We start from the raw sequence: 21,633 nt of genomic DNA, 5'->3' as shown, positions 1-21,633 counted from the left end.
GCGCTCAGTGCCGCGCGAGGTCCTCGAGCAGCGATCCCAGCCGATCGGGGCTGCTGCGCAGCCTGCCCATCAGCGGCGGCAGCCTCGCCACCTGTGCGAGCAGCTCGCGGATGCTCGCGGCGCCGGTCTTCAGCCGGATGCTGCTGATCTGCGAGCGCACCGTGCTGAGTGCGACGCCGTGCTCGCGCGCCACCTCGAGCGGCCGCGCGCCGCCGCACAGCGCCGTGAGGACGCGCGACTCGCCACCGGTCAGACGATGCAGTCGCGCGAAGCCCTGCACCGCGAGTTCGGCGCTGACCTTGCGCTTGCCGAGGATCACCAGCGTGCCGCCCGGCGTGGTCAGCGGCACCACCGATGCGCTGACCTGCTGCGCGCCTTCGCCGAGCGTGAGCAGCCGGCGCAGGCCGCGGCCTTGCGCGTCGTGCAGCGCGCCGAGCAGGGCCTGTGCGTCGCAGCCACGGCGGGCGCGCAGTTCGCCGAAGGACAGCAGCAGCGGGTGCTGCGCGTCGAATTCGGCGAGCGCGACCTGATTGGCATGCTGCACGCGGCCGTCCGTGCCCAGCAGCACGATGCCGTAGTCGATCTCGTCGAGCGCCGCCGACAGCCAGCGCCAGCAGGCGACCGAGGCGCTGCGCCGCTCGGGTCCGAGATAGGGTGTGCCCCGTGCGGAAGTCGTCGCGGGGCTCGCGGCGCCGGCGGGGCCGGTGCGGGTCAAGAGTTCCAGCATGGCAGGCTCCTCCTCGATGGCGCCGCGTGCGCGGTGCCGTTCGAGGTGAGCTTAGGCAACAGTCGTACGTCCGTGCGGTGAATATTCACGCCCGGTCGGCGCGCCTCAGGTGCCACCGACGAAGGGGTTGCTGCGCCGCTCGTGGCCGAAGCTGCTCTGCGGGCCGTGTCCCGGCGTGAAGCGCACGTCGTCGCCGAGCGGCCACAGCCGCGTGGTGATCGAGCGCACCAGCGTGTCGAAGTCACCCTGAGGAAAGTCGGTGCGGCCGATGCTGCCGGCGAACAGCACATCGCCGACGAACGCGTGCTTCGTCGTCGGCTCGTAGAACACCACGTGGCCCGGCGTGTGCCCCGGGCAGTGGCGCACCTGCAGCTCGCAGCCGCCGATGCGCACGGTGTCGCCGTCGTGCAGCCAGCGCGTCGGCGTGAAGGCCTCGGCCGCGGGAAAGCCGAACATGCGGCTCTGCTGGGGCAGGGCGTCGATCCAGAACTGGTCGGCCTCGTGCGGCCCGACGATCGGCAGGCCCTGCGTGCGCGCCAGCGTGCCGGTGGCCCCGGCGTGGTCGATGTGCGCGTGGGTGAGCCAGATCTGCTCGAGCGTCAGGCCGAGTTCCTGCACGGCGGCGAGCAGCACGTCAAGGTCGCCGCCGGGGTCGATCACGGCGGCTTGGCCGGTCGCGTCGTCCCACACCAGCGAGCAGTTCTGCTGGAAGGGCGTGACGGGGATGGTGCGGTACTTGAAGCTCATTCGTCGTTGGGTTTTGGCAACTAAGCGTCAAATCCGGGCCCTTATCGCCCCGCTTTTGCACCGCGTTTGTCCGCCTGTGGGGCAACTAGGTGTCGATTCGGCGGTGGTGCGGCCAAGAAGCTCGGCGTCACCAACCGCCACTGTAACGAAGGACGATCACAGGGACTGGTTGAAGACACCCACTAGGCCGGGAAAGTGCGTGGGTGCCCCAAGACAGCAAGAGTACTGGCCACGTACGTTCAAGACTGAACCGAGTCACTCGTGGCCAGCGCGCGCAAAGGTGGCGGTTGCCGTCACCGGTCACTCAACGACTGACTTCGCGTACGACCGCTTGACCTTCGAGACCGGGTACTCGGCGATGGGGGGAGGCGAGCCGGCAGTGAAGGACTGGTTTCGCTCGGGGCGAGCTGGCACTCCCGACCCTGAGGAGACATCTGCGGTCGTGATCGGACTGCCGCAATGCAGCCGACTGGGTGCCAATCGAAGCTGTCGAGCGCGAGTGCGTGGTCGGCGTTTGCGCCGGACTTTGGCGCCGTGTCGATCGCCCCCCCTGCAGGCATTGACGGTCCTCAAGCTTCGGACGCGCACGGCACCTACGATGCATCCAGGCGTCCAAGCGGTTCGCCGGGCGCGAAACGACTGGAGGATCACACGATGAAGACCAGAGCCATCGCCACCGCGGTCGCGGCGTCCGTGCTGCTGCTGCTCGTCTACTTCGTCGCGGTGGGCCTGCTGTCGGGTCGGGCGTACGCGCTCGAGCAGTTCGCCACCTACTGGATCTTCCTCGTCGGCCTGGCCGCGGGCTTCGGTGTGCAGATGGGCCTGTACACCTACCTGCGCCGGCTCGTCGCCGGATCGTCGGCGTCGCGAAAGGTGGTGGCGATCTCGGGAACGACGTCGACCGCCGCGATGATCTCCTGCTGCGCCCACTACCTCACAAACATCCTGCCGGTGCTCGGTGCCACCGGCCTGGTGACGCTTGCCGCCCAGTACCAGGTGGAGTTCTTCTGGGTCGGCCTGGCCTTCAACCTCGCGGGCATCGCCTACATCCTGCCCAAGGTTCGGCAGGCATCCAGGGAGCATGCACGATGCGCCGTACCCGTCTGATCGTCGCGCTCGCCGTCGCCCTCGCGGGGTCGGCGCTGACGCTGGCAGGGGCCTCGCTGCCGGCGCGTACCAGCAACCTGCAGGCCGTGACGGTGACCGTGACGCCGCGCGAACTGGGCAGCGCCAAGCCATGGGAGTTCGAGGTCAGGCTGAACACCCACGTGCAGGCGCTGACCGACGACCTCGCGGCTACGGCCGCGCTCGTCGACGACAGCGGCCGGCGCCATGCGCCCGAGGCCTGGCGCGGCGACGGCCCTGGCGGGCATCATCGCGAGGGCGTGCTCGTCTTCGCGCCGATCGAGCCGCGCCCGGCGGCGATCGAATTGCAGATCCGGCGTGCCGGCGAGCCGGCACCGCGCAGTTTCAGGTGGACGCTGCGCTGATGACGTGAGACGACGCACGCCGCTGGGCGCGGCCGGGGTCGCAGCCCGACGGCCGGAACGGCCGTCAAGGCGATGCCGGGAACTCTGGGTCGGCAGTCCCAGTTCACCGTTTGAGACAGCGGTCGTTTGGGCGAGCTCGGAGGGCATCGGCGCGTGGGACGGCCACCGGCCGCAATCGCCGCCGAGCAGACGCCCGCGATCCGCGGGATCGCCGTCTGGATCGGTCGCTGGCGCGGGCCCGGTTCCAGCCGCCGGCGATTCGGTTCGCCCCTCGGGGCCGCCCAGCGACCGCTCGGCAGCCATGCAACGTGCGGCAGCGGGAGCCGGGCACCCCGCCGCTGGCGCGTGGGACGTCTACCGCCCGAGGTCCTTGGCGGTGGTGCCGGCGATGCCCCAGCTGTCCTTGGGCACCTCCGTGATCCACACGCGAACGTTCTCCTTCGGCGCGCCGACCGCCTCGACGAGCGCCTGCGTGACCTTCTCGATCACGGCCTTCTTCTGCTCGGACGTGCGTCCCTCGAGCATGTAGATCTGTGCGAACGGCATGGCGGCTCCTCCTCAGGCGGCCCGTGCGTGAGACGGCGTCGAGAGGCCGCGCGCACGGGCCAGCGTCAGCGCGGTGTCCTCGATCATGTCCTCCTGGCCGCCGACCATGCCGCGCCGGCCGAGTTCGACGAGCAGGTCGCGCGCCGGCACACCGTACTTCTTCTCGGCGCGCTTGGCGAACAGCAGGAAGCTGCCGTAGACGCCGGCATAGCCCAGCGTCAGCGCGTCGCGGTCGACGCGGATCGGGAAGTCCATCAAGGGCACGACGATGTCCTCGGCCACGTCCTGGATCTTCCAGACGTCGATGCCCGTCCCGATCCCCATGCGGTCGCACACCGCCACCAGCACCTCCATCGGCGTGTTGCCAGCGCCGGCGCCCAGGCCCGCGGCGGCCGCGTCGATGCGCGTTGCGCCGGCCTCGATCGCCGCGATGCTGTTGGCCACGCCCATCGCCAGGTTGTGGTGGCCGTGGAAGCCGAGCTCGGTCTCGGGCTTCAGCGCCGCGCGCACGGCGGCAAGCCGCGTCTTCACGTCGTCGGGCAGCATGTGGCCGGCCGAGTCGGTGACGTAGACGCAGTTCGCGCCATAGCCCTCCATCAGCCTCGCCTGCGCAACCAAGCCCTCCGGGCTGTTCATGTGCGCCATCATCAGGAAGCCGACCGTGTCCATGCCGAGCTTGCGTGCGGCGCCGATGTGCTGCTCGGAAACGTCGGCCTCGGTGCAATGCGTCGCCACGCGGATCGTGTGCACGCCGAGTTCGTGCGCCATCTTCAGGTGATCGACGGTGCCGATGCCCGGGATCAGCAGTGCCGAGACCTTGGCCCGCTGCATCAGCGGGATCACCGTCGACAGGTATTCCTCGTCGGTATGGGCCGGGAAGCCGTAATTGACGCTGCTGCCGCCCAGGCCGTCGCCATGGGTGACCTCGATCAGCGGCACGCCGGCGGCGTCGAGCCCGCAGGCCACTGCCTTCATCTGGTCAAGCGTCATCTGGTGGCGCTTGGGGTGCATGCCGTCGCGCAGGGTCATGTCGTGCAGCATGACCATCTTGCCTTCGAGCGCGCTCTTCATGGTGGGGGTCTCCTTCAGGTCGATTCAGGCGAAAGCGGATTCGAGCACCAGCTTGCCGGCGAGGATCTCCTCGGCAAACATCTCGGCCGTGCGGGCGGCGGCGGCGGTCATGATGTCCAGGTTGCCGGCGTACTTGGGCAGGTAGTCGCCCAGCCCCTCGACCTCCATGAAGATCGACACGCGGTGGCCGTCGATCACCGGGCCGTTGACGAGCTTGTAGCCGGGCACGTACTTCTGCACCTCCCGGATCATCGCGTGCACCGATTCCTCGATCTGCGCCGCCTTGGGCTTGTCGACCGTCAGGCAGTGGATCGTGTCGCGCATGATCAGCGGCGGGTCGGCCGGGTTGATGACGATGATCGCCTTGCCGCGCTTCGCGCCGCCGACCTTCTGCACCGCGCCGGCGGTGGTGCGGGTGAACTCGTCGATGTTCCTGCGTGTGCCCGGACCGACCGAGCGGCTGGCCACGGTGGCGACGATCTCGCCGTACTCGACCGGCTGCACGCGGCTGACCGCATAGACCATCGGGATCGTCGCCTGGCCGCCGCAAGTGACCATGTTGACGTTCATCTCGCGCCGGCCGACATGTTCCTTCAGGTTGACCGGCGGAACGCAGTACGGCCCGATCGCCGCCGGCGTCAGATCGATCATCATCACGCCGAGCTCGTTGAGCTTGCGCGAATTCTCGGCATGCACGTAGGCGCTGGTCGCGTCGAACGCGATCTGCACGCCGTCGGCCCTGACATGCGGCAGCAGGCCGTCGACACCGTCGGCCGTGGTCTTGATGCCCATCTCGCGGGCCCGCTTCAGGCCGTCCGACGCGGGGTCGATGCCGACCATCCACACCGGCTCGAGCACCGTACTGCGCTGCAGCTTGGCGAGCAGGTCGGTGCCGATGTTGCCGGGCCCGATCAGGGCGCACTTGATCTTCTTCATGGGGGTTCCTGAGGTTCAGACGAATCGCATCGAGACGGTGCCGAGGTCCTGGAAGCGCACCGACACCTGGTCGCCTGCCGCCACCGCGATCGCCTCGGTCACGCCGCCGGTCATCACGAAGGTGCCGGCGGGGATCTCCTGGCCGCGTGCGCCCAGGTGGTTGGCGAGCATCGCCACCGCGGTCAGCGGGTGGCCGAGCACCGCGGCGCCGGCGGCCATCGCGACGATTCTTCCGTTCTTCTCGAGCACGACGCCGAGCGTGCGCAGGTCCAGCTCGTCGACGGCACGCATGCGCGAGCCGACGACGAAGCGCGACGCCGAGGTGTTGTCGGCGACCACGCTCTTCAGGTCGAACTTGAAGTCGCGGTAACGGCTGTCGATGATCTCGACCGCCGGCACGACGAAGTCGACCGCCGCGAGCACCGCGCCGACATGACAGCCGGGGCCGCGCAGCGGCGCCTTGGTGACGACGCAGATCTCGGCCTCGACCTTCGGGTGGATCAGCTCCGCCACCTTGATCTCGCCGCCGTCGGGGCGGGCCATGTAGTCGCTGACGAATCCGAACACAGGCGTGTCCACGCCCATCTGCTTCATCTTCGCGAACGAGGTCAGGCCGGCCTTGAGGCCTGCGGTGCGATGGCCGCGCGCCTCCTTGCGCCAGCGGATCTCGTCCTGGATCGCGTAGGCGTCGTCCCAGTCCATGTCCGGGTGTTCGTCGGTGATCTTGGTGACGTCGCGGGCGTTCAGCTCGGCGGACTCGAGGTGCTCGGCGAGGCCGGCGATGGTGTGCGGAGTGAGTTTCATCGGGGGGTGTCCTGTGCCGAAGGTTCAGACGAAGCGGACGCTGGTGCTGCCCAGCCCGCCGACGCTGCAGTGCAGGCTGTCGCCGGGCTTCACCGGCACCAGCGGCGACTGCGACCCGGACAGGATCACCTCGCCGGCCTTCAGCGGAATGCCCAGCCGCCCCAGCGTGTTGGCGAGCCAGGCCACCGCGTTGACCGGCGAACCCTGCACCGCCGCGCCGGTGGAGGTGCTGACCACCTCGCCGTTCTTCTCGAGCACCATGCCGGCCAGGGCCAGGTCGACCTCGCGCGGGTCGCGGCGCGTGCCGCCGAGCACCAGCACGCCGCAGGAGGCGTTGTCGGCGACCGTGTCCTGGATCCTGATCTTCCAGTCCCTGATGCGCGAGTCGACGATCTCGAAGCAGGGCATCACGAAGGCAGTGGCGCGCAGCACGTCGGCGGCGGTCACGCCCGGGCCCTGAAGGTCGCTCTTCAGCACGAAGGCGACCTCGGCCTCGGCCTTGGGCGCGATCATCGTGTCGACGCGGATCGCCTCGCCCTCGTGCACCACCATGCCCGACAGCAGCTGGCCGAAATCTGGTTGGTCGACCTTCAGCATGTCCATCACGACCTGGCTGGTCACGCCGATCTTCTTGCCGACCACCGTCTCGCCGGCATCGATGCGCCGCTGGATGAAGCGCAGCTGGATGCGGTAGGCGTCGTCGAGCGTGATCGTCGGCTCGCGGTCGGTCAGCGCAGCGACCGGCTGGCGCTCGAGCAGCGCCCGGTAGAGCTCATCACCGTACTGCTGGATCTGTCTGTCGTTCATCTCGGGGTCCTCACAGTTTCACCATCACGTTGCGCAGTTCCGTGTAGAACTCGAGCGAATGCACTCCGCCCTCGCGGCCGATGCCCGAGGCCTTGCTGCCGCCGAAAGCCGTGCGCAGGTCGCGCAGGAACCAGCTGTTGATCCAGCACAGGCCAACCTCGACCTCGCGCGCCATGCGGTGCGCGGTCGCCAGATCCTGCGTCCACACCGTGGTCGCCAGGCCGTAGTCGGTGTCGTTGGCGAGCGCGATCGCGTCGTCGAGGCTGTCGAACGGGGCGATGTGGCAGCAGGGGCCGAAGATCTCCTCGCGCACGATCGCCGAGCTCTCGGGCAGGCCGGTCCAGATCGTCGGCTGCACCCAGTGGCCTTCGGCGAGCGCGCCCTTCATCGCCGGTACGCCGCCACCGGTGACCAGCGTCGCGCCCTCGGCACGGGCGCGCTCGTAGTAGGACAAGACCTTCTGCTGGTGCTCGCGCGAGATCAGCGGCCCCAGTCCCACGCCCGGCTCCTCCGGCGGGCCGATCTTCAGTGCCTCGGCCCTGTCCTTGAGCGCCGCGACGAACTTGTCGAAGATCGGCCGCTGCACGTAGACCCGCTCGGTGCCCAGGCACACCTGGCCGCAGTTCTCGAACGCACTGCGTGCGATGCCGGCGACAGCCTTGTCGAAGTCGGCGTCGGCGAACACGATGCCGGCGTTCTTGCCGCCGAGCTCGAAGCTGACCGGGCGAACGCCCTTGGCCGCGGCGGCCATGATCGCCTCGCCGGTGCGTGTCTCGCCGGTGAAGGTGATCGCGTCGACGTCCGGATGCTGGGTCAGGAAGGCGCCGGCCGAGTTCGGACCGAAGCCATGCACGACGTTGTAGACGCCGTCGGGGATACCGACCGCCTTCATCACCTCGCCGAGCAGCGTCGCAGTGGCCGGTGTCTCCTCCGACGGCTTGACGATCACCGTGTTGCCGCAGGCCAGTGCCGGACCGACCTTCCAGGTCATCAGCAGCAGCGGCAGGTTCCAGGGGCAGACCACGCCGACCACGCCGACCGGCGAGCGCAAGGCGTAGCTCAGCGCCGTGCCGCCGTCGGGGGTGGTCATCTCGAAGCTCTCGGTCGGCACGTTCTTGACGATGTCGGCGAAGACCTTGAAGTTGGCCGCGCCGCGCGGGATGTCGATGTGCGAGGCCAGCGACTTCGGCTTGCCGGTGTCGGCCATCTCGGCGGCGAGAAAATCGTCGAAGCGGCGGTTGATCTCGTCGGCCACCGCGTACAGCAGTTCGATGCGCTTCGCCACGCTCATGCGCCCCCAGTCGCCCTTCAGCGCGGTGCGTGCGGCGCGCACCGCGGCGTCGACCTCGGGCTGGCCGGCCTCGTGCACCAGACCCAGCACGCGGTTGTCCACCGGTGCGCGGTTCTCGAAGGTCCTGCCGGTGGCGACGTACTGGCCGTCGATGAAGTTGAGAAACTGTTTCATGGTCATTTGTCGTTGTCTGCTTCGGCAAAGAAGTCACCGACCAGCCGGTTGAAGCGCGCCGCATGCTCGATCTGCGTCCAGTGGCCGCAATGGCCGAAGACGTGCAGCTGGCTGTTCGGAATCCATTGCGCCAGCGTCAGTGAATTGGCCAGCGGGATCACGCGGTCCTCGCGGCCATGCAGCACCAGCGTCTCGTGGGGCAGCGCGCGGATGTCAGCCTCGGCGCTGCACATCGCGTCGACCCAGCGTTGGCGCGGCGCCGGGAACATCGCCGCGAAGGACTCGTGGAATCCGGGGCGGATGCTGGCTTCGTAGCGCAGCTTCGCCAGCTCGTCGGTAGCGAGCTTGGTGTCGTAGGCGAAGATGTCGAGCAGCGAGCGCATCGTCGCCAGCGACGGCTCGTAACCCCACACCGCATCCAGCCCCGGCGTGATGGCAAACGGCACGCCGACCGATCCCATCAGCACCAGCCGTCGCACCCGCTGCGGGTGGCGGATCGCGAGGGCGAGGGCCAGCGCACCGCCGAAGGAGTTGCCGACGAGGTCGGCACGTTCGATGTCCAGCGCGTCGAGCACGCCGACCGCCTGCGCGACCCAGGCGTCCATCGTGTAGTGCTGGCCGGCGGGCCGGTCGCTGTAGCCGAAGCCGACCAGGTCGGGCGCGATCACCCGCGCACGCTGCGCCAGCACCGGAATGCTCAGCCGCCAGTTGGCCCAGGCCGAGACGCCCGGGCCCGAGCCATGGATCATCAGCACCGGCGAGCCGGCGCCGACATCGTGCAGATTGGTGCGGATGCCGGCCGCGCTCACGCTGCGGCCGAGTTCGGGGTTGTCCATCGTGTGCCCTTCTTCGTCTATCAGCTCGGCAGTCCGATTGCCGCGGCGCCTGCCACCGCGATCGCCGTGTCCTCGTCTTCGCTCGCGCCCGAGACGCCGATCGCGCCGATCAGCGCATCCGCGTCGCGCAGCGGCAACCCGCCGCCGAAGGCGACGAAGCGCGGCCGCTGCAGCAGTCCCTCGCGCACCGCGGGCGAGTGACCGGCGAGCACCTCGGTCCAGCGGGCGGTCGGCAGGCCGAAGCTGGCCGCGGTGTAGGCCTTGTCGATCGCGATCTCGACCGAATGCAGCGGCGCGCCCGGCATGCGCAGGAAGGCAGCGAGCGTGCCGGACGCATCGACGACCGCGACGTTGACGCGCCGGCCGAGCGCCTCGGCGTGCTCCACAGCCGCCTCGGCCGCGGCCGCGGCGGCGCGCCAGTCGATGCAGCGCGCGGCCACGCTGCAGGGAGAGTCGAACGCCATGTGCGTCTCCCGCCTCAAACCGACTCGATGCCGGGCAGGCGGCGGCCGCCGGCTGGGGCGGCCGGCAAAGCGCGGCCCATCACCGCGGCGCAGGCCGCGGGCATCAGCGTGTTCATGGCTGCCCTTCTTCGCTGCGGCCGCGTCAGGTGTAGACCTCGGTGAACGAAGGCACCAGATCGCCGGTGTGGAAGAAGATGCCGCTGCCCAGCCGCTCCTCGCTCCAGGTCGTCACCGGGCGGTCGCGCTGCGCCAGGTAGCCCAGGCCGGCGAAAGTCTCGTTGCGGTTGCCGCTCGGGTCGAAGAAATAGATCGTCTCGCCGCGCGTGATGCCGTGGCGGGTGGGCGCGACGTCGATGCGCGTCTTCGTCTTCGCCATCACGTCCGCGGCCTTCAACACGTCGTGCCACGAGTCGAGGAAGAAGGCGATGTGGTGCAGGCCGCTGGTCGGCCCGCCGACGAAGGCGATGTCGTGCGGCGTGGTCGTGCGGCTCATCCAGGTGGCGGCCTGGATGTTGCCCTCGGGCCCGACCATCACCTGCTCGGTGAGGAAGAAGTCCAGCGCCTCGGTCATGAAGCGGGTGTTGTCGGCGACCGTGTTGATGCCCTCGGCGGGGTTCATCGCGCACATCAGCAGGAGGTGGTCGAGCCAGTGCGCGCCGGCGCCCTTGATGTTGTCGGGCCAGGGGTCGGGGCTTTGCGTGCCGACCTCGGTGCCGATGTACTCCTTCATCGCGTAGAGGCGCATCTCGTGGCCGCTCGGCAGGTTGAACTGCAGCATGCGGCCGGTGGCGGGCAGCGTGCCCTCGGGCAGCATCGTCGTCCTGACGCCCCAGGCCTCGATGCTCTTCTGCAGCTGGTCCAGGTCGGCGTCCTTCTCGACCTTGTAGGCCACGTGGTTCAGGCCGGCGCGGTCCGACGGCGTCAGGACCAGCGAGTACTTGTCCCACTCGTCCCAGCACTTCAGGTAGACGTTGCCGGCCTTGTCGACCATCGTCGTCTTCAGCCCCAGCACGTTTTCGTAGTGCTTCACCGCCGCGGCGACGTCCATCACCCGCAGGCTGGCATGCCCGATTCGCATCACACCCATCATCTGTCTCCTGGTTGAATTACCGCGTGGATTGCGGACCCGCCGAGGCGGCGGGCCCTCTTGAAAAGGGTCGTTCCAGCTTGCCGGCGACCTCCAGCGTCACCGCGCAGGCCGGCGCAACGCGGCAGGCCAGCGTCATGCCGGCGTCTTCCTCGTCGGCGCTGACATGGGCGCGGCTCACCGGTCCGAGCACGGCGACCCGGCCTTCGACGATGCGCACCTTGCACACGCCGCAGCCACCGTTGACGCAGCCGACCGGGATGCCCCTGCGGCCCAGGCGCAACATGCCGCGCAACAGGCTCTCGTCGGTGGCACAGGCGTAGGTCTCGCCGGTCTGCGCGACGCAGACGATCACCTTGGGTCTCGTGTCGAAGATCATGGCCGGGCGTTGCTCACAGGCGCTGGAACAGCGGGCTGCGCGCGTCGTGCGCGTCGGCCGCAGAGAGGAACTTCTCGGTGAAGATGTCGCGCTCGAACAGGCGGCCCTGCATCAGCGTGGCGATGCAGGCCTCGACCATCGGAGGCGGACCGCACAGATAGGCCTGCTGGCCCGCGAACGTGCCGTCGAAGTGAGCCTTCGCCGCCTCGTGCACGAAGCCGCGCGCGCCGGCCCAGTCACTGTCTGCCGACTCGCCCGACAGCGCCGGCACGTAGGTGAAGTTGGCGTGCTTCCCGGCGAGTGCGCGGAACTCGGCGTCGTAATACAGCTCCTCGCGCACACGCTGGCCGTAGACCAGCGTGATCGGGCGCGTGCAGCCGCCGTCGAGCAAGTCGAGAATCATCGAACGCGGGCTCGACAGCCCCGATCCGCCGGCCATGAAGACCATCGGCCGCTGCGCAGAGCTGCGCACGAAGAAGCGGCCGTAGGGACCGACCAGGCGCAGCCTGTCGCCCTGCGCCAGGCGCTGGTGCAGGTAGCCGGTGCCCTTGCCGCCGGGAACGATGCGAACGTTCAGCTCGATCTCGCCGCTGCGCTCGACCTGTGCCGGTGAATTGGCGATCGAGAACGCGCGGCTCTCGCCCAGCCCCGGGATCTCGATCTGCACATACTGGCCGGCCTGGAAGCCGATCGGCTTGTCGATGGCGATGAAGATGGCCTTGATCGTCGGCGTCAGGTCGACGATGCGGCGCACCGCGCCGGCGAAGTCGCGCACCGGGATCACCTGCGCGTCGGGCTCGTCGTCGATGTCGGCCTCGATCGTCGCGTCGCAGTTCAGCGTCGCGCAGCAGGCCAGCGTCTTGCCCTCGTCGCGCTCGACCTCCATCAGGGCGAAGGGGTTGGCGTGACCATGGTCCACCTCGCCGTCGCAGACCTGCACCTTGCACGTGCCGCACAGGCCGTGGCCGCAGGCATGCGGGATGTAGATGCCCTGGCGCAGCGCGGCGTCGAGCATGGTCTGGCCTTCGGCCACCTCGATGGTGGCGCCCAGCGGTTCGATGGTGAGTTGGTGGCTCATGGCACACGCCCTGGCTTCAGCTGAACGAGCCCCGGATGCCGATCAGGCCCGGCGTGCGGAAGCGGATCACGTCCTTGTGCGTCAGGCCGTTGTCGGCCAGCGACTTCGCCGGGTCCGGCGTCCACGGCCGGCCGGACTTGAGCCACTGCACCTGCGCCCAGTCGATCTTCGCGAAGTCGGGGTGCTCGCCATAGATGCCGGGCAGCACCGCAGTGGCCAACGCGCCGAAGGGCATGTCGGGCGGCAGCGGCAGGCAGAACGGCGCGCAGAACATCAGGTGGTCCTCCCAGCCGATGTAGAGCAGCGGGGCGGGGAAGTTCTCGCGCAGGTCCCGCGCGGGAATGTCGTAAGGCGCGAGGGCGACGACGCTCATGGCTGATCTCCTTGGGGGGCATTGCCGCGCCAGGCGGCGAAGTTCTTCTGGTCTTCCGAGCCTTCGAAGTCGAAGTTGTCGCGTCCGATGTCCAGCCGGTAGTGCTGCAGCACCGCGAGCAGCGGATCGAAGCCCTTGGCCGTCGGGTCGGTGCCGGGGTCGAAGCAGTGACCCTGGTAGATCTGGTGCACCGGCAGCCAGCTCTGCGCGAACTTCTCGGGCTCGCGGTCGAAGATGTCCTTGCAGTGGTCGCTGCAGAAGTGGTGCTTGTTGCCGCGCCAGTCGCTCTCGCGGTAGCAGATCTTGCTGGCGTCGCCGGGCTCGGTGAACACCATCGGGATCTGGCAGGTGTTGCAAAGCATCGGCAGCGTCTTGTTGTAGAAGCGCTTGCCGGCCTGCTGCTGCTCCCGATAGAACTCGAGCCGCGGGCGGTAGAGCTGGTTGAAGGTGGTCGGGTACTTCTCGGCCAGCCAGTCCATCTCCTCGTCGGTCGGCACCCAGGTGTGGAAGGGCGCGGCCGCGTTGTAGTTGTAGAAGGTGTTCCAGGCCTGGTGGCTGATGTGGTCCTTGCCCTCGCAGGCGTCCTTCCAGCCCTTGGGCTCGCGGATGCCGTAGCGCGCCAGGTCCTTGAACAGTGCGCCGCCGTTGCCCTCGGCGTACATCTCCCAGGCTTCCTTCCAGCTCATCACGCGCTTGGGCAGCATGTAGTCCTGCATCATCGCGACCAGCGTCAGCAGCCGGTAGCCGCGCCAGAACCACTTGTCGATCCATCCCTGCACGATCGGCACGTTGGCCGGGTCCTGCTCGAGCAGGAACTTGATGCACTCGATGCCCAGCGTCATGTGGCGCGACTCGTCGCTCTGTGCGCTGAAGCCGAAGGTCACGGTCGACATGTCGCCGTTGTGCGCCGCACCGCTCATGAAGGGGACGAACAGCAGGTTGGTCAGCACGTATTCGAACGAGAAGCTGACCGCGACGAGGAACTCGAACGGCCCGCCGGTGATCGCGTCCTCGAAGAAGGACTTCGGCACCGACAGGTACCACACGCGGTCGAACCAGTGGTTCGAGTGGTGCATGCCGTTGAAGTACTTGTTGTAGTGCGAGATCGCGTGCGTCTCGGTCTGGTAATGGCGCAGTTCGTCGATCGACTGCATCTGCGCCGCCACGCGCGCGCCCTCGCCGGTGAACTGGCGGCCCACGTGTGCGAAGCCTCGATGTGCGTAGTACTCGAGCGGCGTCACGCCCTGGATGAACAGCTTCAGCGCGTTGACGTAGCGCGCATCGCTGACGCCGAGCTGGCCGTTGTTCTGCGCGAACGCCTCGATCACCGCATAAAGCTTCTTCTCCTTCTCGCCCTGGTACTTCCAGTAGGCGTCCATGGTCAGGCGGAACGGGTCCTGCCACTGGTCCCAGTCGTGGATCTGGATGCCCTCGTACTTGTCGTACGGGTAGACCTTGTCCATCGGCTGATAGCTGGTTTCCCAGCCGAGGCCGCGGGTCATCGCGGCATAGCGGTCCTTCAGACCGAGCTTCTTCTTGACGACACGGGTGTCCATGCGTTTGTCTCCTCGGGTTTGGATGGCAGTCAGTGCTTCCAGCTCAGGGTGAGCTGGTCGTCGTCCTCGTCGATGTGGCCCGACAACGTCACGAGGTTGACGTGCAGCTGCTGCAGGTCGTAGGGGCGGCCGGTCTGTTCCTCGATCGTGGAGCGGCGGATCTGCAGGGAGTTCGGTGCGTCGATCTTCACGAGGCCGGGCGAGTGCACGGCCACGGCCAGCGGGTTGTCGGCCAGGATCGCGTCGACGAGCGGGCGCGACTCCTCGTTGTGCTGGAAGGCGATGAATACGTTGGACATGAAGGGGTCTCCTGGTTCGTTCGAGGGCTCAGCCGCGCACGCCGGCCTTGCGGCAGCGGTCGTCCAGCAGCGCGGCGGCGTCGGCCAGCGCATCGCTGCCGGCTTCGCCCAGCGCCAGGCGGGCGATCGGCGCGAGCGCCTCCTGCGCACGTTCGCTCCAGGCCTGCACCCAGGCAGCGATCTGCACGCGATTGGCCTCTGATTCGGCGGCCGCGGTCTTGACCACCGCGTCGATCCAGCGCGCGCTCTCGTCGTGCCACTCGGGCATGAAGGCGGTCAGCATCGCCACCGCGGTGCCGCCCTGCAGCGCGACGTGGTCGTCGACGAAGCTGCCGTAGACCAGCGGATACAGCAGGCCGTCGATCGCGAGGTTCTGCGCGACGAACAGCTCGAACGGGTCGCCCACGACCAGCGTGTCCTCGACGAGGCGGCGCAGCGGCTGCCAGTGGGCATCGTCCAGCCAGGCGGTCTTGCCGTCGTCGAGTACCGCCGGGTCATCGAGCGCGAGACCCAGGCGCGTCAGGTACTGCGCCACACCCAGGTTGTCCATCGCGTGGAACATCGCCGGCGCGGTGAACGCGGTGCCGTAGCCGTAGGCGCAGATCGCCGCGTTGTTCATGTTCGCGCCCCAGGCCGCATGGCGCAGCGGCAGCAGCACCTGCAGCGACTTACGGCGCAGCGCGTCGGGGATCTTGTCGACCATGGCGCGCGACTCGACGAACTGGAAGTTCGCCTCCATCGTGTCCTGCTGGCGGGCACGCGCCATCGTCCAGCTCGCGTAGTAGAACTGGCGCGGATCCTTCAGCACGTACCAGTCGGCGAGCACGATCCGGCTGCGCGACGCGTCGAAGATCTGGTGCGCCGGGTCCCAGGTCGGGCGGTAGTGGAAGTTGGTCGACGGCTGCGCGCCGAAGGTCGCCTCCTGGTAGCGCGACGCGGGCTTGTCGTCGCCGACGTACCGGGCCACGTGCGCGTAAGTGTGGCGCAGCGGCTTGATCTCGCGCGCCTGCAGGTCGATGTTCATGGGGCGGGTCTCCTGTCGTTGTCGTGCGGGGGATGGGATCAGGCGTCGAGCCGCTGCACCCTGTTGGCGGTGCAGAAGGCGGCGAAGGCCGGCGCCGGCAGCAGCAGCTCGACCGCCAGCTCGGGCCAGCCGATCGCGAACTCGAAGGCGACCAGCCCGTCGGCGCGCTGCTCGAGCACACGCACGAAGCGCAGCGAGGTGTCGACCGCGGGCAGCGCGGGCGTGTGCGGCGGCGGGGCGAGTCGGGAGCGGCGTTCGGTGTGCATGGCCGCCACATCGCAGGCGGCGTGCCAGCAGAAGGTCGATTTCGCAAAACTATCGATAATCTTCGGGAAAACACCGAGACCGATCGCCGGGCTAGCGCCATCCCGGCCGGTCGTTGCCGATCTCGGAACCCGGCCAGAGCCCTCTTGTTGCCCTGCAGCATGACGTTTTCATCATTGCACCGGCTGGCGAATTGATGATTTGATGAACAACGCGCCGCCCTCCTGCGAAGGTCTCGATCGACAGATTCGACCTTGTTATCGATAATCTACCCATGCCCGGCCAAGCACCGCCGCCCCTGCCCCCCGACGCCGACCTGCGTCGCATGGTCCACTTCTCGGCAAGCGACGGCCGCATCTGGCTGGCCGGGCAGCGCATGCTGCTGGTCCACGCGGCCGCGTTCGGCGCGCTGCGCCGCGAACTGATGGGCACGATCGGCCGCGAACAGACGCGCCGGCTGCTGATGCGCGCCGGCTACGCATCGGGCGAACGCGACGCCGCGCTGGCGCGCCAGGTGCGTGGCGACGCATCAGTGCTCGACATGTTCGCGGTCGGCCCGCAGCTGCACATGCTGGAGGGCGCCGTCCAGGTCACGCCCGAGGAATGCGTGATCGACATGCCCGCCGGCCGCTTCCACGGCCGGTTCCGCTGGGACCATTCGTGGGAGGTCGAGACCCATGTGCGCGACTTCGGCCCGCAGGACGAACCGGTCTGCTGGATGCTGCTCGGCTACGCGTCGGGCTATACCAGCGCCTTCATGGGCCGGCCGACCCTGTTCAAGGAGGTCGCCTGCGCCGCCTGTGGGCAGCCGCATTGCCGCATCGAGGGCCGGGTGCTGAGCGAATGGCCGGACGCCGATGCGCTGGCGCGCGACTACGCCGCCGATTCGCTGATCGTGCGTCTCGAGGACCTGCAGTCGCAGGTCGACACCTTGCGCTCGACGCTGCAGCCGGCCGACGAGCTCGGCCCGCTGATCGGCCGGTCGAAGGCCTTCGACGCCGCCGCCCGCCTGCTGCGCAAGGCCGCCTCGACCCAGGTGACCGTGCTGCTGACCGGCGAGACCGGCGTCGGCAAGGAACGTTTCGCACGGGCGTTGCACGCGATGAGCCCGCGCGCCGGCAAGCCTTTCGTGGCGGTGAACTGCGCGGCGCTGCCGGCCGAGCTGATCGAGAGCGAGCTGTTCGGCGCCGAGAAGGGCGCGTTCACCGGCGCCGGATCGGCACGGCCCGGGCGCTTCGAGCGCGCCGACGGCGGCACGCTGCTGCTCGACGAACTGGGCGAGCTGCCGCTGACCGCGCAGGCCAAGCTGCTGCGCGTGCTGCAGCAGGGCGAGATCGAGCGCCTGGGTGGCACGCAGGTGCGCAAGGTCGACGTGCGCGTCGTCGCGGCGACCAACGTCGACCTGCAGGCCGCGGTCGCCAGCGGCCGCTTCCGCAGTGACCTGATGTACCGGCTCAACGTCTATCCGATCCGCATCCCGCCGCTGCGCGAACGCGTCGACGACATCGAGCCGCTCGCCGCCCATTTGCTGACCCGCTTCTGCGCGCTGCACGGCAAGCGCGTGCCGGGCTTCACCGACCGGGCGCTCGACGCGATGCGGGGCTACCCCTGGCCCGGCAACGTGCGCGAGCTCGAGAACCTGATCGAGCGCGGCGTGATCCTCGCGAGCCCCGACGAGCCGGTCGACGTGCACGAGCTGTTCCCGACCCTGCCCGGCCAGCCGTCGGTGACGGTCAATGCTGCCGGCCAGCTCGAGCGCGGTGCGCCCAGCGGCGGCCCGGCTCTGTACGACGAGCTCGTCGCGCGTGGCCTGAGCCTCGACGGGCTCGAGGACGCGCTGATCCAAGAGGCCGTGCACCGCGCCGGCGGCAACCTCGCCGCGGCGGCGCGGGCGCTTGGCCTGACGCGCCCCCAGCTCAGCTACCGGCTGCAGCGCGTGCGCGAGCGCGCGAAGGACTGAGCCGATGGCCAAGCGTGCCTTCCTCGCCCCGGCGGCCGGCGACGCCGCCGCCGGAGAGCCCGGCGGCAACGGCTCGCGCACGCTGATCGAGCGCAGCTACGAGCGTCTGCGCGACGACATCATCGAGGGACGCATCGGGCCCGGAGAGAAGCTGCGCGTCGAGCACCTGAAGGATCGCTACGAGGTCGGCGCCGGCACGCTGCGCGAGGCGATCACGCGGCTGGTCAGCGACGCGCTGGTGGTCGCCGAAGGCCAGCGCGGCTTCCGGGTCGCGCCGATGGCGCTGGCCGACCTGGAAGACCTGACGAGGCTGAGGCTGCACATCGAGATCGACGCGCTGCGCCAATCGATCCGCCGTGGCGATGCCGCCTGGCGGGCCCAGCTGCTGCAGGCGTACAACGAACTGACGGCCTTCGAGCAGCCGGTGCGGCCCGAGCAGCGCGTCAGCTGGGAACAGCGCAACACACGCTTCCACGAGGCGCTGATCGCCGCGTGTGACTCACCGTGGACCATGAAGGTGCTGCGCCTGCTCGGCCGGCACAGCGAACGTTACCGGCGCTGCGCGATAGGCCTGGCCGACGGCAGCCGCGACGTGCATGCCGAGCATCGCCAGATCTTCGAGATGGCCATGTCCGGGCAGGAGGCCCGCGCGGCCCTGGCGCTCGAGGCGCACATTCGCGCCACGCCCGATCTGCTCGCTCGTGTCGGCGTTGCCGGAGCCGGCGGCCTCTAGCGGGGGAGCAGGCGGCGCGCCCGTCGACGAACGCCGGCTTGCGTGCAGGAAAAGAATGAACTAGGCTTCATACCATCAGTGAACCAAAGTTCATTTCTTCGTGGCCTACCGTCAGACCCCCGCGGTCGAAGCCCGTCTCCAGGACAACCGCAGCCGCATCCTCCAAGCCGCCCGTGCGCTCGTCAGCGAGGGAGGCTGGGCCGAGGCGCAGGTCGCCAGCGTCGCGGCGGCTGCCGGAATGGCCACCGGCACGGTCTACCGCTACTTCCCGTCCAAGGCCGAGCTGTTCGCAGAAGTGTTGTCGGCCGTCTCCCAGCGTGAAGTCGACGTCCTGACCGACATCGGCAACGCGGGGGGGCCGGCGCTGGGTCGGCTGCACTCGGCGGTTGCGACATTCGTGCGGCGCGCCATGCGCAATCCGCGCCTCGCGTACGCGTTGATCGCCGAGCCCTGCGACAAGGAGATCGACGAGGCGCGACTGACCTACCGGGCGGCGATCAGCGAGGTCATCCGGTCGATCATCGAGTCGGGTCAGGCGACCCAGGAGGTCCGGCCCGACGTTCGCCCCGACATCGCGGCAACCGTGATCGTGGGCGGCTTCATGGAAGGCCTGATCGGCCCGCTGTCGCCGCTGAGCCGACAGCAGTACCCGGACACCGAGGCCTACCGGCGCCAGGTGGCCCAACTGGCCGACCAGATCGCCGCCCTGGCCTGCACCAGCGTGGCCGCCCCGACCGCCACGATCCGACAACTCAACCGGCGAGCGTCATGAACAAACCTCTGTCCGCAGGCCTCCTGGAAGGCGCTGCCGACCGCTACCGCACCCACCAGGTGCTCAACCAGGCCCAGCCGGCCAGCCACTTCAACGCATTCAGCGGTGACGTGGTGCTGCGAGCCGCCATCGAACGCGAAGCGCCATGGGCAGCCGACCGCTGCGCGGCGCTGGGCGCGCTCGCCGGCGACGAACAGGTGCAGGAACTCGCGCGACTGGCCAACCGCTACACCCCCGAACTGAAGACCCACGACCGGTTCGGCAACCGCATCGACTGGGTCGAATTCCATCCGAGCTGGCACGAACTGATGTCGCTGGCATGGCAGCACGAGGTCCCGAACCTGAACTGGCGCACGAGCGAGGCTGGGGGCCACTGCGCGCGCGCCGTGCTGTCGTACCTGTGGAACCAGGTCGAGCAAGGGACGGCGTGCCCCACGGGCATGGCCTACGCCTCACATGCCGGCTTCGAGGCTGAGCCGGCCTTGGCGATCTGGGCCGAGAAGAGCAAGGGGACGATCTACGAGTTCAGCCGCCGCGAGGTGGGTCACAAACCGTCCGTCGTCGTCGGCTATGCGATGACTGAGAAGCAAGGCGGCTCGGACCTGCGCGAGACGCAGACCACCGCGCGCTACGCGCAGTCGAGCGACTACCACGGCGCCACGGCGCATTGGTACGAGCTGACCGGCCACAAGTGGTTCTGCTCGGTGCCGCAGTCGGACGGCTTCTTCACCCTGGCCAAGGTCGATGGCGGCGTCACCTGCTTCTTCCTGCCTCGCACCTTGCCCGACGGCAGCTTCAATCGCTTCTTCGTGCAGCGCCTGAAGGACAAGGCCGGCAACAAGTCCAACGCGTCGAGCGAAGTCGAGTACGCCGGCACGCTGGCCATCCGCGTCGGCGAGGAGGGCCGCGGCATCCGCGAGATCCTGTCCCACGCGCACCTGACGCGTCTGGACTTCGCCGTCGGCTCGGCCGGACTGATGCGCCAGGCACTGACCCTGGCGCTGCGCCACACGACCACCCGCGAGGCCTTCGGCGCCTCGATCGCCGAGCGGCCGATGATGGCCAATGTGCTCGCCGACATGGCCGTGGAGGTGGAGGCTGCCACGCTGATGTCCCTGCGCGTGGCCAGGGCCACCGACCGCATGAGGACCGACGAGCACGAGCGCCTGCTCGCACGTGTCGCCACGCCGGCCGCGAAGTACTTCAACTGCTCGCGTGCGCCGGCCATCGCCAACGAGGCGCTGCAGTGCCACGGGGGCAACGGCTTCATCGAGGAGAACCCGATGGCGCGGGTGTACCGCGAAGCACCACTCAACAGCGTCTGGGAAGGCACGGCCAACATGATGTGCATGGACGTGCGTCGCGCCATGATCCGGGACCCGCGCACGATCGACGCCGTGTTTGACGAGGTGCGACCGCTGTCGAAGCAGGACGGCCGGTTCGATGCGCTGGTCAGGGCCACCGAGCGGCTGGTGAAGGAAGCGTTGAATGACGAGTTCCTGGCCCGCCCGATGACGGAATGTGTCGCGCGCGTGCTGCAGGCCGCGGAGCTGATGCGGTACAGCACCCCGGAAGTGGTGAGCACGTTCCTCGGCACGCGGTGCCCGGGCGTCACCGGCGTCTGGGGCACGATGTTCGGCACCATGGGCACGACCCTCGTCAAGCCGACAGCCGATCGCATCGTCGAACGAGCGAACGTGGCCGCGTGACCTCGGGGATGGCGGGATCGCGCGGCGTCGCGGCACGCACCCCGTCACACCCGTTGTGCCGCAGCGAGGGATGCGGCTACGCTCGCCAGACTCGTCAGCCGCCGCTCCGCATCCGCGCGGCGTGCAGGGGGCGACCGCCGCAACGGGGATCATCAGACGTGGCGATGGCAGAAGTCTTCCGCTTTGCAGCGGTCGAGGTCCGCGCGGACCAGCGGTAGGTGCTGGTCGACGGCCGCCCGGCGGCGATCGGCGCCCGGGCCTTCGACGTGCTGCTGGTGCTGCTGGAGCATCGCGACCGCGTGGTGTCCAAGGACGAGCTGATCGGCAAGGTCTGGGAAGGCCTAGTCGTCGAGGCGAACAACCTCCAGGTCCAGATCAGCGCGCTGCGCAAGCTGCTCGGCGTCGGCGCGATCGCCACCATCGCGGGGCGCGGGTACCGCTTCGTCGCGCCATCGGACCGGACCCCCTCGACGCCAACCGCATTGGCCGCGGCGGAGGCCGTGCGC

At 68.9% G+C, this 21,633-nt stretch carries 24 protein-coding genes and 1 pseudogene; 7 read left to right on the top strand and 18 right to left on the bottom strand.

Annotation, left to right across the window (positions count from 1 at the left end; all coding sequences use genetic code 11):
- Positions 1-4: 4 nt before the first annotated feature.
- Both Q0599_RS05870 and Q0599_RS05865 read right to left on the bottom strand, forming a co-directional pair.
- Positions 5-727: a helix-turn-helix transcriptional regulator gene (locus Q0599_RS05870; RefSeq protein WP_298826997.1), complete on the bottom strand. Its 723-nt coding sequence runs from the start codon at positions 725-727 to the stop codon at positions 5-7.
- A 105-nt stretch (positions 728-832) separates the two neighbouring features.
- Positions 833-1,474: an MBL fold metallo-hydrolase gene (locus Q0599_RS05865; RefSeq protein ID WP_298826995.1), complete on the bottom strand. Its 642-nt coding sequence runs from the start codon at positions 1,472-1,474 to the stop codon at positions 833-835.
- A gap of 654 nt (positions 1,475-2,128) precedes the next feature.
- On the opposite strand from Q0599_RS05865, the gene Q0599_RS05860 reads away from it, so the two are divergent.
- Together Q0599_RS05860 and Q0599_RS05855 are read left to right on the top strand one after the other, a co-directional pair.
- Complete coding sequence (locus Q0599_RS05860) at positions 2,129-2,581, top strand: hypothetical protein (protein WP_298826993.1); 453 nt, start codon at positions 2,129-2,131, stop codon at positions 2,579-2,581.
- Positions 2,563-2,964, top strand: coding sequence for a hypothetical protein (locus Q0599_RS05855; protein ID WP_298826991.1), 402 nt, complete (start codon positions 2,563-2,565; stop codon positions 2,962-2,964). The genes Q0599_RS05860 and Q0599_RS05855 overlap by 19 nt, the downstream gene beginning before the upstream one ends.
- Positions 2,965-3,318: 354 nt before the next feature.
- On the opposite strand, the gene Q0599_RS05850 is transcribed toward Q0599_RS05855, so the two are convergent.
- The 16 genes from Q0599_RS05850 to Q0599_RS05775 all read right to left on the bottom strand — a co-directional run bounded on the left by Q0599_RS05850 (position 3,319) and on the right by Q0599_RS05775 (position 15,955).
- Positions 3,319-3,510 carry a 2-hydroxymuconate tautomerase gene (locus Q0599_RS05850; protein ID WP_298826989.1) on the bottom strand — a complete coding sequence of 64 codons (192 nt, stop codon included), beginning with the start codon at positions 3,508-3,510 and terminating at the stop codon, positions 3,319-3,321.
- Positions 3,511-3,522: 12 nt separating this feature from the next.
- Positions 3,523-4,581, bottom strand: a complete 1,059-nt coding sequence (gene dmpG / locus Q0599_RS05845) for a 4-hydroxy-2-oxovalerate aldolase (RefSeq protein ID WP_298826987.1) — start codon at positions 4,579-4,581, stop codon at positions 3,523-3,525.
- 24 nt (positions 4,582-4,605) lie between these two features.
- Complete coding sequence (locus tag Q0599_RS05840) at positions 4,606-5,517, bottom strand: acetaldehyde dehydrogenase (acetylating) (protein WP_298826984.1); 912 nt, start codon at positions 5,515-5,517, stop codon at positions 4,606-4,608.
- 15 nt (positions 5,518-5,532) lie between these two features.
- The gene (dmpH, locus tag Q0599_RS05835) at positions 5,533-6,321 is read right to left on the bottom strand and encodes a 2-oxo-3-hexenedioate decarboxylase (RefSeq protein WP_298826981.1); all 789 of its coding nucleotides are present in this window, start codon (positions 6,319-6,321) and stop codon (positions 5,533-5,535) included.
- Positions 6,322-6,345: 24 nt separating this feature from the next.
- Positions 6,346-7,128, bottom strand: coding sequence for a 2-oxopent-4-enoate hydratase (dmpE, locus tag Q0599_RS05830; protein ID WP_298826978.1), 783 nt, complete (start codon positions 7,126-7,128; stop codon positions 6,346-6,348).
- 10 nt (positions 7,129-7,138) lie between these two features.
- Positions 7,139-8,593, bottom strand: a complete 1,455-nt coding sequence (locus tag Q0599_RS05825; protein ID WP_298826977.1) for a 2-hydroxymuconic semialdehyde dehydrogenase — start codon at positions 8,591-8,593, stop codon at positions 7,139-7,141.
- A 2-nt stretch (positions 8,594-8,595) separates the two neighbouring features.
- Positions 8,596-9,429 carry an alpha/beta fold hydrolase gene (locus tag Q0599_RS05820; RefSeq protein WP_298826975.1) on the bottom strand — a complete coding sequence of 278 codons (834 nt, stop codon included), beginning with the start codon at positions 9,427-9,429 and terminating at the stop codon, positions 8,596-8,598.
- A 20-nt stretch (positions 9,430-9,449) separates the two neighbouring features.
- Positions 9,450-9,893: a heme-binding protein gene (locus tag Q0599_RS05815; RefSeq protein WP_298826972.1), complete on the bottom strand. Its 444-nt coding sequence runs from the start codon at positions 9,891-9,893 to the stop codon at positions 9,450-9,452.
- A gap of 142 nt (positions 9,894-10,035) precedes the next feature.
- Positions 10,036-10,980: a catechol 2,3-dioxygenase gene (locus Q0599_RS05810; RefSeq protein ID WP_298826969.1), complete on the bottom strand. Its 945-nt coding sequence runs from the start codon at positions 10,978-10,980 to the stop codon at positions 10,036-10,038.
- Between the two features lie 19 nt (positions 10,981-10,999).
- Positions 11,000-11,359 (bottom strand): 2Fe-2S iron-sulfur cluster-binding protein, encoded by a 360-nt coding sequence (locus Q0599_RS05805; RefSeq protein ID WP_298826966.1) that lies wholly within the window; start codon positions 11,357-11,359, stop codon positions 11,000-11,002.
- A gap of 13 nt (positions 11,360-11,372) precedes the next feature.
- On the bottom strand, positions 11,373-12,437 hold the full coding sequence (locus Q0599_RS05800; RefSeq protein ID WP_298826963.1) for an NADH:ubiquinone reductase (Na(+)-transporting) subunit F: 1,065 nt from the start codon (positions 12,435-12,437) through the stop codon (positions 11,373-11,375).
- Between the two features lie 16 nt (positions 12,438-12,453).
- Entirely contained in the window at positions 12,454-12,810 is a 357-nt protein-coding gene (locus Q0599_RS05795) for a phenol hydroxylase subunit P4 (RefSeq protein WP_298826960.1), read from the bottom strand.
- Positions 12,807-14,366, bottom strand: coding sequence for an aromatic/alkene/methane monooxygenase hydroxylase/oxygenase subunit alpha (locus Q0599_RS05790; protein WP_298826958.1), 1,560 nt, complete (start codon positions 14,364-14,366; stop codon positions 12,807-12,809). Before Q0599_RS05790 ends, Q0599_RS05795 begins: the two co-directional genes overlap by 4 nt.
- 29 nt (positions 14,367-14,395) lie before the next feature.
- Positions 14,396-14,665 carry an MmoB/DmpM family protein gene (locus Q0599_RS05785; RefSeq protein WP_298826955.1) on the bottom strand — a complete coding sequence of 90 codons (270 nt, stop codon included), beginning with the start codon at positions 14,663-14,665 and terminating at the stop codon, positions 14,396-14,398.
- 28 nt (positions 14,666-14,693) lie between these two features.
- A complete protein-coding gene (locus tag Q0599_RS05780; RefSeq protein WP_298826951.1) occupies positions 14,694-15,689 on the bottom strand; it encodes an aromatic/alkene monooxygenase hydroxylase subunit beta in 996 nt (331 codons plus the stop codon).
- A gap of 38 nt (positions 15,690-15,727) precedes the next feature.
- Positions 15,728-15,955, bottom strand: coding sequence for a phenol hydroxylase subunit (locus tag Q0599_RS05775; protein ID WP_298826947.1), 228 nt, complete (start codon positions 15,953-15,955; stop codon positions 15,728-15,730).
- A 272-nt stretch (positions 15,956-16,227) separates the two neighbouring features.
- Between Q0599_RS05775 and Q0599_RS05770 the strand changes: the two genes are divergently transcribed.
- The 5 genes and pseudogenes from Q0599_RS05770 to Q0599_RS05750 all read left to right on the top strand — a co-directional run.
- Positions 16,228-17,913 carry a sigma-54-dependent Fis family transcriptional regulator gene (locus tag Q0599_RS05770; RefSeq protein ID WP_298826944.1) on the top strand — a complete coding sequence of 562 codons (1,686 nt, stop codon included), beginning with the start codon at positions 16,228-16,230 and terminating at the stop codon, positions 17,911-17,913.
- A 4-nt stretch (positions 17,914-17,917) separates the two neighbouring features.
- Positions 17,918-18,646, top strand: a complete 729-nt coding sequence (locus Q0599_RS05765) for a GntR family transcriptional regulator (protein ID WP_298826941.1) — start codon at positions 17,918-17,920, stop codon at positions 18,644-18,646.
- A gap of 100 nt (positions 18,647-18,746) precedes the next feature.
- Positions 18,747-19,418 carry a TetR/AcrR family transcriptional regulator gene (locus Q0599_RS05760; protein ID WP_298826938.1) on the top strand — a complete coding sequence of 224 codons (672 nt, stop codon included), beginning with the start codon at positions 18,747-18,749 and terminating at the stop codon, positions 19,416-19,418.
- Positions 19,415-21,127 (top strand): acyl-CoA dehydrogenase family protein, encoded by a 1,713-nt coding sequence (locus Q0599_RS05755; RefSeq protein ID WP_298826936.1) that lies wholly within the window; start codon positions 19,415-19,417, stop codon positions 21,125-21,127. The genes Q0599_RS05760 and Q0599_RS05755 overlap by 4 nt, the downstream gene beginning before the upstream one ends.
- Positions 21,128-21,345: 218 nt before the next feature.
- Positions 21,346-21,510: pseudogene (locus Q0599_RS05750) on the top strand (transcriptional regulator); the annotation flags it as partial.
- Positions 21,511-21,633: the final 123 nt, after the last annotated feature.

The organism is uncultured Piscinibacter sp., from assembly GCF_937952055.1.
In the GTDB taxonomy this organism is placed as follows: domain Bacteria; phylum Pseudomonadota; class Gammaproteobacteria; order Burkholderiales; family Burkholderiaceae_C; genus Piscinibacter.
This window is presented reverse-complemented; position numbering and strand designations above follow the sequence as displayed.

Excerpts from the sequence above, each read along its gene's own strand:
- Q0599_RS05780 (WP_298826951.1), bottom strand. The coding sequence starts at position 15,689 with ATGAACATCGACCTGCAGGCGCGCGAGATCAAGCCGCTGCGCCACACT.
- Q0599_RS05850 (WP_298826989.1), bottom strand. The coding sequence starts at position 3,510 with ATGCCGTTCGCACAGATCTACATGCTCGAGGGACGCACGTCCGAGCAG.
- Q0599_RS05800 (WP_298826963.1), bottom strand. The coding sequence starts at position 12,437 with ATGAGCCACCAACTCACCATCGAACCGCTGGGCGCCACCATCGAGGTG.
- Q0599_RS05820 (WP_298826975.1), bottom strand. The coding sequence starts at position 9,429 with ATGGACAACCCCGAACTCGGCCGCAGCGTGAGCGCGGCCGGCATCCGC.
- Q0599_RS05765 (WP_298826941.1), top strand. The coding sequence starts at position 17,918 with ATGGCCAAGCGTGCCTTCCTCGCCCCGGCGGCCGGCGACGCCGCCGCC.
- dmpG (WP_298826987.1), bottom strand. The coding sequence starts at position 4,581 with ATGAAGAGCGCGCTCGAAGGCAAGATGGTCATGCTGCACGACATGACC.
- Q0599_RS05855 (WP_298826991.1), top strand. The coding sequence starts at position 2,563 with ATGCGCCGTACCCGTCTGATCGTCGCGCTCGCCGTCGCCCTCGCGGGG.
- Q0599_RS05775 (WP_298826947.1), bottom strand. The coding sequence starts at position 15,955 with ATGCACACCGAACGCCGCTCCCGACTCGCCCCGCCGCCGCACACGCCC.
- dmpH (WP_298826981.1), bottom strand. The coding sequence starts at position 6,321 with ATGAAACTCACTCCGCACACCATCGCCGGCCTCGCCGAGCACCTCGAG.
- Q0599_RS05825 (WP_298826977.1), bottom strand. The coding sequence starts at position 8,593 with ATGAAACAGTTTCTCAACTTCATCGACGGCCAGTACGTCGCCACCGGC.
- Q0599_RS05865 (WP_298826995.1), bottom strand. The coding sequence starts at position 1,474 with ATGAGCTTCAAGTACCGCACCATCCCCGTCACGCCCTTCCAGCAGAAC.
- Q0599_RS05805 (WP_298826966.1), bottom strand. The coding sequence starts at position 11,359 with ATGATCTTCGACACGAGACCCAAGGTGATCGTCTGCGTCGCGCAGACC.
- Q0599_RS05840 (WP_298826984.1), bottom strand. The coding sequence starts at position 5,517 with ATGAAGAAGATCAAGTGCGCCCTGATCGGGCCCGGCAACATCGGCACC.
- Q0599_RS05815 (WP_298826972.1), bottom strand. The coding sequence starts at position 9,893 with ATGGCGTTCGACTCTCCCTGCAGCGTGGCCGCGCGCTGCATCGACTGG.
- Q0599_RS05790 (WP_298826958.1), bottom strand. The coding sequence starts at position 14,366 with ATGGACACCCGTGTCGTCAAGAAGAAGCTCGGTCTGAAGGACCGCTAT.
- Q0599_RS05860 (WP_298826993.1), top strand. The coding sequence starts at position 2,129 with ATGAAGACCAGAGCCATCGCCACCGCGGTCGCGGCGTCCGTGCTGCTG.
- Q0599_RS05755 (WP_298826936.1), top strand. The coding sequence starts at position 19,415 with ATGAACAAACCTCTGTCCGCAGGCCTCCTGGAAGGCGCTGCCGACCGC.
- Q0599_RS05785 (WP_298826955.1), bottom strand. The coding sequence starts at position 14,665 with ATGTCCAACGTATTCATCGCCTTCCAGCACAACGAGGAGTCGCGCCCG.
- Q0599_RS05870 (WP_298826997.1), bottom strand. The coding sequence starts at position 727 with ATGCTGGAACTCTTGACCCGCACCGGCCCCGCCGGCGCCGCGAGCCCC.
- Q0599_RS05795 (WP_298826960.1), bottom strand. The coding sequence starts at position 12,810 with ATGAGCGTCGTCGCCCTCGCGCCTTACGACATTCCCGCGCGGGACCTG.
- dmpE (WP_298826978.1), bottom strand. The coding sequence starts at position 7,128 with ATGAACGACAGACAGATCCAGCAGTACGGTGATGAGCTCTACCGGGCG.
- Q0599_RS05770 (WP_298826944.1), top strand. The coding sequence starts at position 16,228 with ATGCCCGGCCAAGCACCGCCGCCCCTGCCCCCCGACGCCGACCTGCGT.
- Q0599_RS05810 (WP_298826969.1), bottom strand. The coding sequence starts at position 10,980 with ATGGGTGTGATGCGAATCGGGCATGCCAGCCTGCGGGTGATGGACGTC.